The sequence below is a fragment of the Pseudomonas fjordensis genome, assembly GCF_976987115.1.
On sequence record NZ_OZ336860.1, the window covers coordinates 2077313 to 2091886 of the forward strand.

A 14574-nucleotide genomic window follows, 5' to 3' on the forward strand; every position below is an offset into this window, starting at 1 on the left:
AGCCTCCTTGCAGAATAATCGCGATCAAGCCTTCTGCATCCACCCATTTATGCGGACAATCAGACCTTTGATCGATGGAGCCCGGAATGAAAGCCCGCTGGGATATTTTTTGCAGTGTCGTCGACAACTACGGCGACATCGGCGTGACCTGGCGCCTGGCCCGGCAGTTGGTGGTGGAGCATGGCTGTGATGTGCGCTTGTGGGTCGACGACCTGCGCGCCTTCGAACGCATGTGCCCGGACATTGATGTGCAGGTGGGCCAGCAATGGCAAGAGGGCGTGCAAGTGCGTCACTGGCCAGCCGAATGGCCGGGCGCACACCCGGCCGATGTGGTGATTGCCGCGTTCGCCTGCCAGCTACCGCCTGAATACATGGACCGCATGGCCGAGCGTGAGCGTGCGCCATTGTGGATGAACCTCGATTACCTCAGCGCCGAAGACTGGGTGGTGGGCTGCCATCGCTTGCCTTCGGTGAAGTACAAAGGCGTGCAGAAATACTTTTTCTTCCCCGGTTTTCGCCCTGGCACCGGCGGCCTGCTGCGTGAAGCTGGCTTGTTGGAGCGCCGCCAGGCATTTCAGCAGGATGACGTCGCGCAGCAACAGTTCCTGCAAAGCCTGGGCGTTGCTCCGACGGTCGGCGCGCGTTTGATGTCGCTGTTTGCCTATGAGAATGACGGCTTGGCCGGCTGGCTCGACGTATTGGCGGCTGATGGGCGTGGGACGCACTTGCTGGTGCCGGAAGGGCGCATTCTGGGGGATGTGCAACGCTGGCTAGGCGTGAACAGCTTGTCCGCAGGCGACATCCAGGTGCGCGGCGCGCTGACCGTGCAGGTCATTGCATTCGTGCGCCAGGAGCAATATGACCAGTTGTTGTGGTGTTGTGAATTCAATGCCGTGCGTGGCGAAGACTCATTCGTGCGTGCCCAGTGGGCGGGGAGGCCACTGCTGTGGCATATCTATCGCCAGGACGAAGACATCCACCTGGACAAGCTCGACGCCTTCCTGGAACTGTACACCGCCGCACTTTCGCCAGCCGCCAAGGCAGCCGTCGTCACGCTCTGGCAAGCCTGGAACGCTGATGGCGATATGGCACAGTCCTGGAAAATGCTGCTGGAACATTGGCCCGAGGTCAGCCAGCACGCGCAGAACTGGTGTCTGGAACAAGGCTTGCAGGCCGATCTTGCGACGGCGCTGGTACAGTTTTATGAAAGTTGGATATGATACGCCACCTTGATTTTTGTCAATCCCATCCAAATTTCGGATATACGCAATGAAAACTGGTAAAGAACTGAAACCCGGTACAGTGATCCGTCTCGAAAACGACCCTTGGCTGGTTCAGAAAGCTGAGTTCACCAAGTCTGGTCGTAACAGCGCAATCATGAAGACCAAGCTGAAGAACCTGCTGACCGGTTACAAGACCGAGATCGTCTACAGCGCCGATGACAAACTGGACGACGTGATCCTCGACCGCAAAGAAGCGACCCTGTCCTTCATCAGCGGCGACACCTACACGTTCATGGACACCACCGACTACACCATGTACGAGCTGAACGCTGAAGATATCGAAGCCGTTCTGCCGTTCATTGAAGAAGGCATGGAAGACGTCTGCGAAGCGATCTTCTTCGAAGAGCGCCTGGTTTCCGTAGAGCTGCCGACCACCATCGTGCGTAAGGTTGCTTACACCGAAGGCTCCGCTCGCGGCGACACTTCCGGCAAGGTGATGAAGCCTGCCAAGCTGAGCAACGGTACCGAACTGCAAGTGGCCGATTTCATCGAAATCGACGACCTGATCGAGATCGATACCCGTGAAGGTGGTTCGTACAAAGGTCGCGCCAAGAAGTAATTCTGGCCCCGGCGATACGAAAAAAAGCCCGACCTTGAGTCGGGCTTTTTCATGGGCATCTGTTTATCAGACCGTTACATGCAAGCGCACATCCACGTTGCCACGGGTGGCGTTGGAGTAAGGGCAGACTTGGTGTGCAGCGTCGACCAGGCTTTGCGCATCATCCTGGGCCAGGCCCGGCAGGCTGATATGCAGGTCGATATCCAGGCCGAAGCCGCCAGGGATCTGGCCGATGCCCACGTGGGCAGTGATCGACGCGTCATCCGGGATCTTGCGTTTGGTCTGGCTGGCAACAAATTTCAGTGCGCCGATAAAGCAAGCAGAGTAGCCGGCAGCAAACAATTGCTCGGGGTTAGTGGCCTGGCCACCGGCCCCGCCCAACTCCTTTGGAGTCGACAGCTTGACGTCGAGGATATTGTCGCTGGAAACAGCGCGACCATCACGGCCGCCAGTGGCGGTGGCTACTGCGGTGTAGAGCGTTTGCATGGGGCGTTCCTCTGTTTGTTAGCGCTAAACATTTGTGCGCTAAGTAGTTGGTGAGATGAATGTATAGCGCTAATGTTTAGCGCGCAAGTTAAATTTTCAGATTTTTGGATGATTGAAAAATTTGAGGGCGCCGCAGAGCAAAAAAGTGGGAGCTGGCTTGCCTGCGATTGCGGTGTGTCAGCCCTGAAAAAACTGACTGATTCGCCGCCATCGCAGCCTAGGTATCTACACAACTTTGCAGGCTGTAGCAGCCAACGCTAACCACGATGCGAAGCGAGCCGCTCTTGATCTGCTTTTGATCTCAGGCGCCCCGTCAAACCACGCTGGCCGGAATTCGACAGGGATTTGGGGGGTAAACCGGCAGGGATGCCGGTTTAGCCGCCCCGCGCCATGGATGGCGCGTGGCGGCGGCCCCCCAAATCACTGGCGGATTACGGGCACACCGAGCCTAGGCGAGGTGCCGAGTGGTGGGGCAAGAGCCCTTTGGTTACTTTGGGGCTCTTTTCCAAAGTGACCCGCCGTCAGGCGGAACCCTAAGTGGCCGTTACCGCAGCAATGGATATGTACACAATCCAACTGTGTTGACTGCCAGGCCGCCTTCGCGAGCAAGCCCGCTCCCACAGTTGGATCGTTGGGGTGTCAGGTAGATAGGTATCGGCTGTGAGGGCGCCATCGCAGGCAAGCCAGCTCCCACTTCTGAGTGTGTGTAATGCTGGGGGTGTCAGAGGCTGGTTTGCAGATTAGCGCGCAGCGCGATCAGGTCGCCTTGCAGCTTGCGCAATTGCTCCAGCGCCATCCCGCTGGCACCCAGGATGCATTGCGGAACATCCTTGGCCTTCTCCTGCAAAGCGCGCCCGGCATCGGTCAGCTCCACCACCACCACCCGCTCATCTTCACGGCTGCGGGTGCGGCTGAGCAAACCCTCCGCTTCCAGGCGCTTGAGCAGTGGCGTCATGGAGCCCGGGTCCGTCAGCAGGCGGCTGCTGATTTCGCTGACAGTCAACTCATCCTCTTCCCACAGCACCATCATGGCCAGGTATTGCGGGTAGGTCAGGCCGATGGCTTGGAGCAGCGGCTTGTAGACCTTGGTCATCAGCAATGAAGTGGAGTGCAGGGCGAAGCACAGCTGGTTGTCCAGCAATAGCGATTCGCAAGGATCAGGGTTTTTGCTCATGGTAGTGCCTCTAAAAAGCATGTATAGGCTGGAATCTAGCGGGCAAATCTTTAATGCGCCAGGTAATTGTTGCCCTAGGCGTCAGACCAAGCCACTTTGCAATGCCAGATCCCAAGGCGGCACCGGGCTGAAACGGGATTTGAGGTATTCGAGCAGCAACCGGCTGCGCGCATTGGGCTGCTGTTCCAGGCGCAGCGCATAAATGCCGGCGGTTTCCGGGCTGGGCAACCCGTCTTCACAAAACAACGGCAACAGTTCGCCGCGCACCAGGTATTCACTGGCCAACCAGGTCGGCAGGTGAGCGATGCCCAGCCCGGCCAATGCGCCCGAAAGCAGGGCTTCGGCATTGTTGGCGCTCATGCGGATGCGCCGCGGGCGATAGGTGGTGCGACGCCCGTCCAGTTCGAAGCGCCAGGCGAACATCGGCGCCAGCCCGTCCCAGTCCAGGCCATCATGTTCGCTCAGCTCCCGAGGATGGGCCGGCGTGCCACGGCTTTTCAGATACGCGGGGCTGGCACAGGCGATACGCACGATACTTGCCAACGGCGTAGCGATCAGCCGCGAGTCAACGATATGCCCGGCACGCAGCACCAGATCGACCTTGCCCAAATGCGCGCCCTGCATATCGACAAAGCTGTCGATCAAGTGCAGGTGGACGTCCAGGCCGGGATACAGGCTCAAAAAGTCCGCAATGACCGGCGCCAGGTGCCGGCGGCCAAACGCTGCGGGCGCATCGACCCGGATCAACCCTTCCGGCGCATGGCTCAGCGAGACGGCTTCGGCTCGCGCCAACTGCAACTCGCTGACAATCCGTCGCGCCCGCTCGGCAAAGGCCAAGCCCGCTGAGGTGGGCACCACCGCATGGGTGCTGCGCTGGAACAGGCGGCTGCCCACTGAGTTCTCCAGGCTGTCGATGCGCCGCGCCACGGCGGAAGGCGTCAGCGGATGGCGGCGCGCGGCGGCGGAAAAACTGCCGGTTTCCAATACATCCAGAAACAGGCTCAGTTGGTCGATCAAGGTGTTGGGGTTCATGGCTCAACGCTTATGCGAGATTGGCACAGCCATTGTGCGTTGCTGTGCGTTTCCGCGCCAGGGCCGACTGCGTAGCATGCCAAGCATGAAATGGCGGAGTAGCGAGCGGTGTGGGATTTAGTGATGTACTTGGCATTGGGCGCGGCGTTGGGCACCGTGGGTGGGCTGTTTGGCATTGGCGGCGGGTTGATTGCTATCCCGGTACTGGGCGTGTTGTTCGGCCTGGATCAGCAGATCGCACAAGGCACCGCCTTGGTCATGGTGGTGCCTAATGTGATGCTCGCCCTGTGGCGCTATCACCAGCGTAACCGCATCGAGTTGCGTCACGCCTTACCTCTGGGTGTAACGGGCTTTTGTTTCGCCTGGCTGGGATCGATCTGGGCGGTGGGGCTGGACGCGGGCGCCATGCGCATTGGCTTTATTGCGTTCTTGGTGGCGCTGTCTGCCTACAACCTGCTGCGCATGTTCACGCGCAACGCGCCGCCCACCGCGCAAATGCGTTATTCCTGGCCTTGGCTTGGCGTCCTGGGCGCGGCATCCGGTTCCATGGGCGGGCTGTTCGGGGTTGGCGGCGCGGTGGTCGCCACGCCGGTACTCACCAGTGTCTTCGGCACTACTCAAGTGGTCGCCCAAGGCTTGTCGTTGGCCTTGGCGTTGCCCAGCACCGGTGTGACCCTGGTCACCTATGCCTGGCACCATGAGGTGGACTGGATGATCGGCCTGCCGCTGGCGATAGGGGGGCTGCTGAGTATCAGTTGGGGCGTGAAAGTGGCCCATGCCTTGCCGGAGCGTCTGTTGCGCGGCCTGTTCTGTGGCTTTTTGGTGGTGTGCGCGGTGATGCTGACCTTTAAAGTTTGAAGCCTTCGACGATGTAGTCCGCCAGGCATTCGGTGATCGGCGATGTCATCTGCGGGTTACGCAGCAAGCGCAGGTTCATCGACGGCAAAGGCGGGAAGCCTTCGTCGCTGCCGAGCACGCGCAGGTCGTCGGTGACCAGGCTTTCCATGCTGACCATCGCCGCCAGGCCCGCACTCACCACCGCCAGGATCGCTGCTCCGTTGGAGCTGTGATAGGCCAGGCGATAATCTCGCCCCGCCGCGTCCAGTGCGGCACGTGCCCAATGGGTGTACAGGCACTCGTCGCCGGACACCGCCAGGGGCAGGGCATCGTGCTCCTCCACACAAAAGCACGGCGATGCTGCCCACACCATGCGTTCGGTACGCAATAACTCACCCAGATCATTGCCGGGTTCGCGGCTGATCACGGTCAACGCCAGGTCCCGTCGCTGCATCAACACGGTGGATGCTTCGCAGTGCATTTCGATCTGAATCAGTGGGTAGGCTTTGGAAAACTGCTTGAGGATCCCTGGCAGAAAGCGCATCACGTAGTCATCCGGTGTGCCGATGCGCACCAACCCCACCATATGCGGCTCGCGCAGGGTATTGAACACCTCGCTGTGCAATTTCAGGATGCGTCGCGCATAACCCAGCAGCACCTGGCCTTCGGGCGTGAGCCGTACCTGCCGGCCATCGCGCTCGAACAGTTTGCGCTGCAACACGTCTTCTTCCAGACGCTTCATCTGCATGCTCACCGCCGATTGAGTGCGGTTGACCTGCTCGCCGGCGCGGGTGAAACCGCCCTGGTCGGCAATCGCGACGAAGGTGCGCAGCACGTCTGTGTCGATGCTGGGATAGGCGGACAATTGATCAATCTCCGAGATGTATTGCATAAGAAACATTCGTTGGATTGATCATAATGCCAGGCACACACTGTCGTCATCCCCACTGGAGGGCGAGAAGATGAAAGGTCAAAAAGGTTTCATATCGACGGATAAATGGCCGTTTGCCGGGCTGTTTCACACATTCGCGCGTTGGCAGCTACTGCATCAGGAGCGCCAGATGCTGGCGACCCTGAGCGATGACGCACTCAAGGACATCGGGCTCAATCGCGCCGACGTCGCACAGGAGAGCCATCGGCATTTCTGGGAAGACCCGCTGCGAAAATAAGTCCGGATGCAGTAGGGTAGGGGGCGAGCTTCTATGGAGATTGCCATGCCCGCCGACCTGTGTTTTTCACTCAAGCAAGCTCGACGCATGGCGCTGGCAGCCCAGGGTTTTTCCGGGCGCCAGGCGCCTGCGCAGATAAAGGCTACGCACCTCAACCGCCTGATCGAACGCCTGGGCGTTTTACAGATCGACTCGGTCAATGCGCTGGTGCGTTCCCACTACCTACCCGTGTTTTCCCGCCTTGGTTCTTATTCCCCGTCAATTCTTGAGCAAGCCGCCTGGAGCCAGGGGCGGCGGCGCTCGTTGTTCGAATACTGGGGGCACGAGGCGTCGCTGCTGCCCATGGCGCTGTACCCGCTGATGAAGTGGCGCATGGAGCGCGCCCGGCAAGGGCAGGGGATCTATGCGCAAATGGCACGTTTTGGCCGTGAACAGCAGGCGACTATCCAGCGCGTGTTGCGCACCGTCGAACAGCAGGGCGCCTTGGGCGCTGGCAGCTTGTCGACCCGCGAGGAGCGTGCCGGGCCCTGGTGGGACTGGAGTGATGAAAAGCACGCGCTGGAATGGCTGTTCGCCGCAGGCTTGGTCACGGTCGCCGGTCGTCGAGGGTTTGAGCGACTCTATGATTTGCCCGAGCGTGTTATCCCCACCGAGGTGCTCAATGTCTCCATGGGGGAGGCTCAAGCGCAGCGCGGCTTGCTGTTGCACAGTGCGACGGCATTGGGTGTCGCCACCGAAAAAGACCTGCGCGATTATTTTCGCCTCGAGCCCGCCGACAGCCGCAACCGCTTGGCCGAACTGGTCGAGGATGGGCAACTGCTGGCGTGCCAGGTGCGGGGTTGGAAGCAACCCGCGTATTGCCTGGCGCAGCCGAAACTGCCGCGCAACGTACCGGCCAGTGCATTGTTGTCACCGTTCGATTCGCTGATATGGGAGCGCAGCCGCACCGAGCGCCTGTTCGACTTTCGCTATCGGCTGGAGATCTACACCCCGCAAGAAAAGCGCGTGTATGGCTATTACGTGCTGCCGTTTCTGCACAACGAGCGCATTGCCGCGCGCGTCGACCTGCGGGCCGAGCGTGCCCATGGGCGCCTGGCCGTGCATGCCGTGCATGAGGAAGAGCCGGGGCTGGATGAGGAAGGCATGCTGGCGCTGGCGATGAACCTGCGCAAAATGGCCGACTGGCTAGGGCTGGAACAGGTCCAGCTCAATTGCCAGCGGCCCAGTGCTGCCCGGTTAAGGGCAGCGATGCTGAACCGAGATACCAACCTTTAAACCTCTATCGCGGGCAAGCCCGGCTCCCACAGAGAAACGCGTTCAAATGTGGGAGCCGGGCTTGCCCGCGATGGCGTCATCCCGGTCGATAAAACGTCATCGTTTAACCTGTTTCAAGGTCTCGGCAATCAGAAACGCCAACTCCAACGACTGATCGGCATTCATCCGTGGGTCGCAATGGGTGTGATAACGGTCCGACAGGCCATCTTCGGTAATTGGCCGGGCGCCGCCGATGCATTCGGTGACGTTCTGTCCGGTCATCTCGATATGAATTCCGCCGGCATAGCTGCCTTCTGCCTGGTGCACCTGGAAGAAATCCTTCACTTCGCCAAGGATCTGCGCAAAGTCGCGGGTCTTGTAACCACTGCTGGCCTTGATGGTGTTGCCGTGCATCGGGTCGCTGCTCCACAGCACTTGCTTGCCCTCGCGCTGCACGGCGCGGATCAGGTTGGGCAGGTGGTCGCCGACCTTGCCTGCGCCCATGCGGGCAATGAGGTTGAGGCGGCCAGGGTCGTTATCCGGGTTGAGGATGTCGATCAGGCGGATCAGGTCGTCGGGGTTCATGCTCGGTCCGACTTTCACGCCGATCGGGTTGTTCACCCCACGCAGGAACTCGACATGGGCGCCATCCAACTGACGGGTACGGTCGCCGATCCACAGCATATGTGCCGAGCAGTCGTAGTAGTCGTTGGTCAGGCTGTCGCGGCGTACGAAGGCTTGTTCATAGTTGAGCAGCAACGCTTCGTGGGCGGTGAAGAAGCTGGTTTCGCGCAATTGCGGCGAGCTGTCCATGCCACAGGCGCGCATGAAGGCCAGGGTTTCGTCGATGCGGTCGGCCAGTTGGCTGTACTTTTCAGCCAGGGCTGAGTTGGCGATGAAATCCAGGTTCCACTTGTGCACCTGGTGCAGGTCAGCGAAACCGCCCTGGGCAAACGCGCGCAGCAGGTTGAGGGTGGCGGTGGACTGGTGGTAGGACTGCAGCAGGCGGTCCGGGTCTGGCACGCGGCTTTTTTCGTCGAAGCCGATGCCGTTGACGATATCGCCACGGTAGGCGGGCAGAGTGATGCCGTCGATGGTTTCATCGTTGGCCGAGCGTGGCTTGGCGAATTGGCCGGCCATGCGTCCGACTTTCACCACCGGGCAACCGGCGGCGAAGGTCATGACAATAGCCATCTGCAGCAGCACTTTGAAGGTGTCGCGGATCTTCGCGGCGGAAAACTCGGCAAAGCTCTCGGCGCAATCGCCACCTTGCAGCAGGAAGGCACGGCCCTGGGTCACTTCGGCAAACTGACGGCGCAATTCGCGGGCTTCCCCGGCAAACACCAGGGGCGGGTAGCTCGCCAGGCTTTGTTCCACTTGCAGCAAGTGGGCAGCGTCCGGGTATTGAGGTTGCTGCTGGATCGGCAGGGCTCGCCAGCTATCGGGGCTCCAGGGTTGGCTCATCATGAACTCGTTTGCGGGTGGATGTCGGGGCGTCAATGTTAGCAGCAATTAGTGCGTGACCTGTGGCTGCCGCTTGGCCGACAATCGCGCCTTTGTCGTGCGGTAGACCCTTTAGGAGTAGTGATGAGCGAGGAGCGTGTCGAGCGCCTGCTGGCCGAAGTCCATGATGAATTCGGCATGATCCGTGTGCTTGAAGTGGCGGATTACCGCTTTCTCGAATTTGGCGACGCCATCGAGCAAAGCTGTGTGTTCACCGCTGACCCGAGCTGGCTGGAGTACGACTACACCCGCGCGATGCTGATTGGTGCGTTGTGTCATGAGCAGCCGGAGAGTGCGTTGTTTCTCGGCTTGGGCGCGGGCACGTTGACCCAGGCATGCCTCAAGTTCCTGGCGCTGGACGATGTCGAAGCCATTGAGCTGCGCCCCGATGTACCGCGCCTGGCGATTGAATATCTGGGGCTGGATGACGATCCGCGCTTGTACATCCGCATTGGTGACGCGCTGCAATTGCTCGACAGTGCCGAATCGGCCGATCTGATTTTCGTCGACCTCTACACCGATGTCGGCCCAGGCGTGGGGCATCTGGCCTGGACCTTCCTGGAAAACTGTCAGAAGAAACTCAACCCTGGCGGCTGGCTGGTGATCAACCAGTGGGCCACCGATGACGGCAAACCGCTGGGGGCGGCGTTGCTGCGTGGGTTGTACCACCGGCATTACTGGGAGCTGCCGGTGAAGGAGGGCAATGTGATTCTGTTGGTGCCTTCGGAGTTGGATCAGGAGCTGGACCTGGATGCGCTGTCAGCCCGCGCCGAAGCCTTGGCGCCGCGCTTGGGGTATTCGTTGCAGCCGTTGATCAAGGCGATTCGGCCAGCAACTTAGTTGCCGGTTCGGACGCTTTCGCGGGCAAGCCCGCTCCCACAGTTGAATTGCATTCTCTGTTGAAATGCATCCCTTGTGGGAGCGGGCTTGCCCGCGAAGAGGCCCTCACTGCCGACCGCTAATTCAGTTCGTTCAAATCCCCTTGAACACCCCCGGCCGCTTCTCGACCATCGCCCGCACCCCTTCCTTGGCATCTTCGCTATTGAGCAGTTTATCCACCATGGGCGGCAGCGCGGCGGCGGCGACAGCTTCGCCTTCCATCCGCGCCAGCCGCGCCGACATCAACGTGGCCTGCACACCCAGCGGTGCCTGGCGCGCAATGCGGTTGGCCAACTCGATGGCGCGGGGCAGCAGGTCTTCACTGGCCATCACTTCCTGCACCAACCCCAGGCGCAGGGCTTCATGGGCGTCGAATTCGTCGCCAGTGAGCAGCCAGCGCATCGCATTGCCCCAGCCGGCAATCTGATGAAAGCGCAATGTCGCGCCGCCAAATGGAAAGATCCCACGTTGAACTTCCATCTGTGCAAAGCGAGTATTGCTGGCGCAGAGGTTGATATCCGCCGCCAGCATCAACTCGATACCTATAGTCAGGCAGTAGCCTTGGGCGGCGACAATTACCGGCTTGCTCACGCGCGGGCCGGCAAACACCCCCCACGGGTCGCACCCTCCCAGCGGCGGTTGCCAGCCGCCCGCCATCACGCTGCTGACATTGGCCAGGTCCAGCCCGGCCGTGAAGTGATCGCCATGGGCAAACACCACGGCCACCCGTGCGTCATCGTTTCGATCAAATTCGCCATAGGCCAGGCTCAGTTCATTGAGCAAATCCAGGTCGAAGGCGTTGCGTTTGGCCACACGGTCCAGGCCCAGCAATAGAACATGGCCCTCAAGTGCGCGGCTGACACGGCTACTGCTGGCTTGATTCATGGGGTGTGCCCTCGGGGCGCGGGTAAGGTTTCAGACCAAAGGGTCTCAATGGTTGGGTGAACCGTTTAAGCGTGATGACCAACAGGGCCGGGCCTCTGAAAAATAGACCTTGGCGCACGGATCTGCAAAACCCGTGACGCAGTGCGCTTTATCGGTGCCTGGCGATAAAAAAAGCTCCCTTTTTCAGCTATTTCCGGTATAGTGCGCGCCGGCCTTTAACCGGGCCGCGTTTAGGTAGCGCAATTCCCCGAAGTCAGCTTCGGCTGCACGTCCGCACAGCGGACTCTCCCTTGACGAATCTTTTTCATTCATTCGTTTTCGCAAATCCCCGCCGACAAAGCAGCCAGGGCGACTCTTGAGTCTCAACACGGCATGCGCAGCTTTGGAGCATGGGTCTTTGCGGATGCACTTAGAGGCAGACCCATGACCCAGGAAACCGGCGGCTTCGCCGCTTTTAATCTTAACCCGAATATTCTTGCAGCCGTCGCAGCGACTGGCTACGAAGAACCTTCGGCGATTCAGCAGCAATCGATCCCGATCATCATGGCCGGTAAGGACATGATTGGCCAGGCGCAAACCGGTACCGGTAAAACCGCCGCGTTCGCCCTGCCTATTCTGCATTGCATCGATCCTGCCAAGCGCGAGCCGCAAGCCCTGATCCTGGCGCCAACCCGTGAGTTGGCGCTGCAAGTAGCAACCGCCTTTGAAACCTACGCCAAGCAAATGCCGGGTGTAACTGTTGTGGCCGTTTACGGCGGCGCGCCTATGGGCCCACAACTCAAGGCAATCCGTAATGGCGCACAGATCGTTGTCGCCACTCCGGGCCGTCTGTGCGACCACCTGCGTCGTGACGAAAAAGTCCTGTCGACCGTGAACCACCTGGTTCTGGACGAAGCTGACGAAATGTTGAAGCTGGGCTTCATGGATGACCTGGAAGTCATCTTCAAGGCACTGCCAGCGACCCGTCAGACCGTATTGTTCTCGGCTACCCTGCCGCAGTCCATCCGTGCCATTGCCGAACGCCACCTGCGCGATCCGGAGCACGTGAAGATCCAGACCAAGACCCAGACCGTTACCGCGATCGAACAGGCTCACCTGTTGGTTCACGCTGACCAGAAGACCTCGGCTGTATTGAGCCTGCTGGAAGTCGAAGACTTCGACGCCCTGATCATGTTCGTGCGCACCAAGCAAGCGACCCTGGACCTGGCCAGCGCCCTGGAAGCCAAAGGCTACAAAGCCGCTGCGCTGAACGGTGACATTGCCCAGAACCAGCGTGAGCGCGTGATCGACTCCCTCAAGGATGGCCGTCTGGACATCGTTGTAGCGACCGACGTTGCCGCCCGTGGCCTCGACGTTCCACGTATCACCCACGTGTTCAACGTTGACATGCCTTACGATCCAGAGTCCTACGTTCACCGTATCGGCCGTACTGGCCGTGCCGGTCGCGAAGGTCGTGCATTGCTGCTGGTGACTCCACGTGAGCGCCGCATGCTGCAAGTGATCGAGCGTGTTACCGGTCAGAAAGTTGCCGAAGTCCGCCTGCCGGATGCCCAGGCCGTTCTCGATGCGCGCATCAAGAAACTGACCAACAGCCTGGCGCCACTGGTGGCTGACGCTGAATCGACCCACGGCGACCTGCTGGACCGCCTGACCGCCGATATCGGTTGCACCCCGCGTGCCCTGGCTGCAGCCCTGCTGCGCAAAGCCACCAACGGTCAGGCCCTGACCCTGGCAGCCATCGAAAAAGAACGTCCACTGGTTCCGAACAGCGCGCCACGCGGTGATCGTCCAGAGCGTTCCGGTGACCGTCCAGACCGTGGCGACCGTGAGCGTCGTGCTCCAGTGCCATTGGCTGAAGGCCGTGCTCGTTGCCGTACCGCGCTGGGTGCGCGTGACGGTATCGCTGCCAAGAACCTGCTGGGCGCTATCCTCAACGAGGGTGGCCTGGCGCGTGAAGCCATTGGTCGCATCCAGGTGCGTGACAGCTTCTCCCTGGTGGAGCTGCCGGAAGACGGCCTGGAAAAACTGCTGACCAAGCTCAAAGACACTCGCGTTGCCGGTAAGCAGCTCAAGCTGCGTCGCTACCGCGAAGATTGATCCGCCCTTGGGCTGATTGATCGCACATAAAAAATCCCCGACTGGTTCGGGGATTTTTTTTGCCTCCTGTTTTAGTCTTCGACGCGATCAACTGTGGGGGTTGGCTTGCCCGCGAAGATGGCCTGACAGCCGAAGCTTTTCTACCTGACACCCCGCGATCAAAATGTGGGAGCGGGCTTGCTCGCGAAGGCGGCCTGGCAGTCAACACAGTTGGATTGTGTACATATCCATTGCTGCGGTAACGGCCACTTAGGGTTCCGCCCTGACGGCGGCTCACTTTTGAAAAGCGCAAAAGTAAGCAAAACGCTCTTGCCCCACCACTCGGCACCTCGCCTAGGCTCGGTGTGCCCGTAATCCGCCAGTGATTTGGGGGGGCGCCGCCACGCGCCATCCATGGCGCGGGGCGGCTAAACCGGCATCCCTGCCGGTTTACCCCCCAAATCCCTGTCGAATTCCGGCCAGCGTGGTTTAACGGGGCGCCTAAGATCAAAAGCAGATCAAAAGCCAGAGCGACTCGCTTCGCATCGTGGTTACCGTCGGCTGCTATTGCAGCAAGCCAGCTTCCACAGGTATGACGGCGTCAGCCAAAGCGATAGATATCCATGCCCAGGGCGCCCAGTGTGAAGCCTTGGTGCGCCACGCTGAAATCTGCGCCCGCACCCCGCGCAAAGTACAGCGGCAGCAAATGCTCATCGCTGGGATGGCTGCGCACGGCATGTGGCGCTTGGCGGCGATAGTCATGCAAGGCGGTGTCGTCATTGGTCGCCAGTTTGTCGACCACCCAGTCGCGAAATTCCCGGGCCCACGGTGTGATCGTCTCCGGCCCGGCGCGCCAATCCAGTTCGCCCAGGTTATGGGTGATGCTACCGGAGCCGATCAACAGCACACCCTGTTCACGCAGGCTGGCGAGTGCATGCCCGACACGGGTCTGCAGGGCAGGGCCCATGCGACTGGGCAAGGAGACTTGCACCACCGGAATATCTGCTGCCGGGTACATCAGCGACAGCGGGACCCAAGTGCCATGGTCGAAGGGCCGACGTTCATCAATGCTGGCAGCAAGCCCGTCGGCGTGCAGCAGTTCGACAATCTCATTGGCCAGTTGTGGGTCACCCGGCGCGGGGTATTGCACCGCAAACAGCTCGCGCGGAAAGCCGCCGAAGTCGTGCCAGGTTTCGGGCGCAGCACTGCCGCTGACCAGCAGTTCTGGGCTTTCCCAATGCGCCGACACCACCACAATGGCTGTGGGCCGTGGCAGCTCGGCAGCCAGGCGCTGCAGCGCAGGGCCGCTGGCGCCGGGTTGCAAGGCCAGCATGGGCGAGCCGTGGGAGATAAACAGGCTGGGGAGCATGAGCAGGGTCCTGAGGGTTAAGATGGAGCCATCTTCAATCAGATCATCGATTTAAATCTAATATAAGT

Annotated in this window: 14 protein-coding genes; 7 read left to right on the top strand and 7 right to left on the bottom strand. The window is 60.4% G+C overall.

The window, feature by feature from the left end:
- Nucleotides 1-86: 86 nt before the first annotated feature.
- Entirely contained in the window at nt 87-1220 is a 1134-nt protein-coding gene (gene earP, locus ACWHXD_RS09605) for an elongation factor P maturation arginine rhamnosyltransferase EarP (RefSeq protein ID WP_138762110.1), read from the top strand.
- Between the two features lie 49 nt (nt 1221-1269).
- Entirely contained in the window at nt 1270-1842 is a 573-nt protein-coding gene (locus tag ACWHXD_RS09610; RefSeq protein WP_003172723.1) for an elongation factor P, read from the top strand.
- A gap of 66 nt (nt 1843-1908) precedes the next feature.
- On the opposite strand, the gene ACWHXD_RS09615 is transcribed toward ACWHXD_RS09610, so the two are convergent.
- From ACWHXD_RS09615 to ACWHXD_RS09625, 3 genes are all read right to left on the bottom strand, one after another.
- Nucleotides 1909-2328 carry an organic hydroperoxide resistance protein gene (locus ACWHXD_RS09615; RefSeq protein WP_010176159.1) on the bottom strand — a complete coding sequence of 140 codons (420 nt, stop codon included), beginning with the start codon at nt 2326-2328 and terminating at the stop codon, nt 1909-1911.
- A 721-nt stretch (nt 2329-3049) separates the two neighbouring features.
- Nucleotides 3050-3502: a MarR family winged helix-turn-helix transcriptional regulator gene (locus ACWHXD_RS09620; protein WP_056789311.1), complete on the bottom strand. Its 453-nt coding sequence runs from the start codon at nt 3500-3502 to the stop codon at nt 3050-3052.
- Between the two features lie 81 nt (nt 3503-3583).
- The gene (locus ACWHXD_RS09625) at nt 3584-4534 is read right to left on the bottom strand and encodes a LysR family transcriptional regulator (RefSeq protein ID WP_138762109.1); all 951 of its coding nucleotides are present in this window, start codon (nt 4532-4534) and stop codon (nt 3584-3586) included.
- A gap of 108 nt (nt 4535-4642) precedes the next feature.
- Here ACWHXD_RS09625 and ACWHXD_RS09630 point away from each other — a divergent pair, with 108 nt between their 5' ends.
- On the top strand, nt 4643-5392 hold the full coding sequence (locus ACWHXD_RS09630) for a sulfite exporter TauE/SafE family protein (RefSeq protein ID WP_032892732.1): 750 nt from the start codon (nt 4643-4645) through the stop codon (nt 5390-5392).
- On the opposite strand, the gene ACWHXD_RS09635 is transcribed toward ACWHXD_RS09630, so the two are convergent.
- Entirely contained in the window at nt 5382-6263 is an 882-nt protein-coding gene (locus ACWHXD_RS09635; protein ID WP_032892730.1) for a LysR family transcriptional regulator, read from the bottom strand. The two genes, ACWHXD_RS09630 and ACWHXD_RS09635, sit on opposite strands and share 11 nt — an antisense overlap.
- Nucleotides 6264-6333: 70 nt before the next feature.
- On the opposite strand from ACWHXD_RS09635, the gene ACWHXD_RS09640 reads away from it, so the two are divergent.
- Complete coding sequence (locus ACWHXD_RS09640; RefSeq protein ID WP_014717673.1) at nt 6334-6540, top strand: DUF1127 domain-containing protein; 207 nt, start codon at nt 6334-6336, stop codon at nt 6538-6540.
- A 45-nt stretch (nt 6541-6585) separates the two neighbouring features.
- Nucleotides 6586-7815, top strand: coding sequence for a winged helix-turn-helix domain-containing protein (locus tag ACWHXD_RS09645; protein WP_138762108.1), 1230 nt, complete (start codon nt 6586-6588; stop codon nt 7813-7815).
- A gap of 96 nt (nt 7816-7911) precedes the next feature.
- Here the strand turns inward: ACWHXD_RS09645 and ACWHXD_RS09650 are convergent, their stop codons facing one another.
- Nucleotides 7912-9258 carry a class II 3-deoxy-7-phosphoheptulonate synthase gene (locus tag ACWHXD_RS09650; RefSeq protein WP_138762107.1) on the bottom strand — a complete coding sequence of 449 codons (1347 nt, stop codon included), beginning with the start codon at nt 9256-9258 and terminating at the stop codon, nt 7912-7914.
- 123 nt (nt 9259-9381) lie between these two features.
- Here ACWHXD_RS09650 and ACWHXD_RS09655 point away from each other — a divergent pair, with 123 nt between their 5' ends.
- Complete coding sequence (locus ACWHXD_RS09655; protein WP_138762106.1) at nt 9382-10137, top strand: spermidine synthase; 756 nt, start codon at nt 9382-9384, stop codon at nt 10135-10137.
- 132 nt (nt 10138-10269) lie between these two features.
- Here ACWHXD_RS09655 and ACWHXD_RS09660 read toward each other — a convergent pair whose 3' ends face one another.
- Nucleotides 10270-11061, bottom strand: coding sequence for a crotonase/enoyl-CoA hydratase family protein (locus ACWHXD_RS09660; protein ID WP_044274549.1), 792 nt, complete (start codon nt 11059-11061; stop codon nt 10270-10272).
- 423 nt (nt 11062-11484) lie between these two features.
- On the opposite strand from ACWHXD_RS09660, the gene ACWHXD_RS09665 reads away from it, so the two are divergent.
- On the top strand, nt 11485-13158 hold the full coding sequence (locus ACWHXD_RS09665; protein ID WP_003189900.1) for a DEAD/DEAH box helicase: 1674 nt from the start codon (nt 11485-11487) through the stop codon (nt 13156-13158).
- 580 nt (nt 13159-13738) lie between these two features.
- Here the strand turns inward: ACWHXD_RS09665 and ACWHXD_RS09670 are convergent.
- Complete coding sequence (locus tag ACWHXD_RS09670; RefSeq protein ID WP_499083878.1) at nt 13739-14506, bottom strand: DODA-type extradiol aromatic ring-opening family dioxygenase; 768 nt, start codon at nt 14504-14506, stop codon at nt 13739-13741.
- Between the last annotated feature and the right edge of the window lie 68 nt (nt 14507-14574).

Excerpts from the sequence above, each read along its gene's own strand:
- ACWHXD_RS09625 (WP_138762109.1), bottom strand. The coding sequence starts at position 4,534 with ATGAACCCCAACACCTTGATCGACCAACTGAGCCTGTTTCTGGATGTA.
- ACWHXD_RS09655 (WP_138762106.1), top strand. The coding sequence starts at position 9,382 with ATGAGCGAGGAGCGTGTCGAGCGCCTGCTGGCCGAAGTCCATGATGAA.
- ACWHXD_RS09635 (WP_032892730.1), bottom strand. The coding sequence starts at position 6,263 with ATGCAATACATCTCGGAGATTGATCAATTGTCCGCCTATCCCAGCATC.
- ACWHXD_RS09650 (WP_138762107.1), bottom strand. The coding sequence starts at position 9,258 with ATGAGCCAACCCTGGAGCCCCGATAGCTGGCGAGCCCTGCCGATCCAG.
- ACWHXD_RS09610 (WP_003172723.1), top strand. The coding sequence starts at position 1,270 with ATGAAAACTGGTAAAGAACTGAAACCCGGTACAGTGATCCGTCTCGAA.
- ACWHXD_RS09660 (WP_044274549.1), bottom strand. The coding sequence starts at position 11,061 with ATGAATCAAGCCAGCAGTAGCCGTGTCAGCCGCGCACTTGAGGGCCAT.
- ACWHXD_RS09615 (WP_010176159.1), bottom strand. The coding sequence starts at position 2,328 with ATGCAAACGCTCTACACCGCAGTAGCCACCGCCACTGGCGGCCGTGAT.
- ACWHXD_RS09665 (WP_003189900.1), top strand. The coding sequence starts at position 11,485 with ATGACCCAGGAAACCGGCGGCTTCGCCGCTTTTAATCTTAACCCGAAT.
- ACWHXD_RS09620 (WP_056789311.1), bottom strand. The coding sequence starts at position 3,502 with ATGAGCAAAAACCCTGATCCTTGCGAATCGCTATTGCTGGACAACCAG.
- ACWHXD_RS09640 (WP_014717673.1), top strand. The coding sequence starts at position 6,334 with ATGAAAGGTCAAAAAGGTTTCATATCGACGGATAAATGGCCGTTTGCC.
- earP (WP_138762110.1), top strand. The coding sequence starts at position 87 with ATGAAAGCCCGCTGGGATATTTTTTGCAGTGTCGTCGACAACTACGGC.
- ACWHXD_RS09670 (WP_499083878.1), bottom strand. The coding sequence starts at position 14,506 with ATGCTCCCCAGCCTGTTTATCTCCCACGGCTCGCCCATGCTGGCCTTG.
- ACWHXD_RS09645 (WP_138762108.1), top strand. The coding sequence starts at position 6,586 with ATGCCCGCCGACCTGTGTTTTTCACTCAAGCAAGCTCGACGCATGGCG.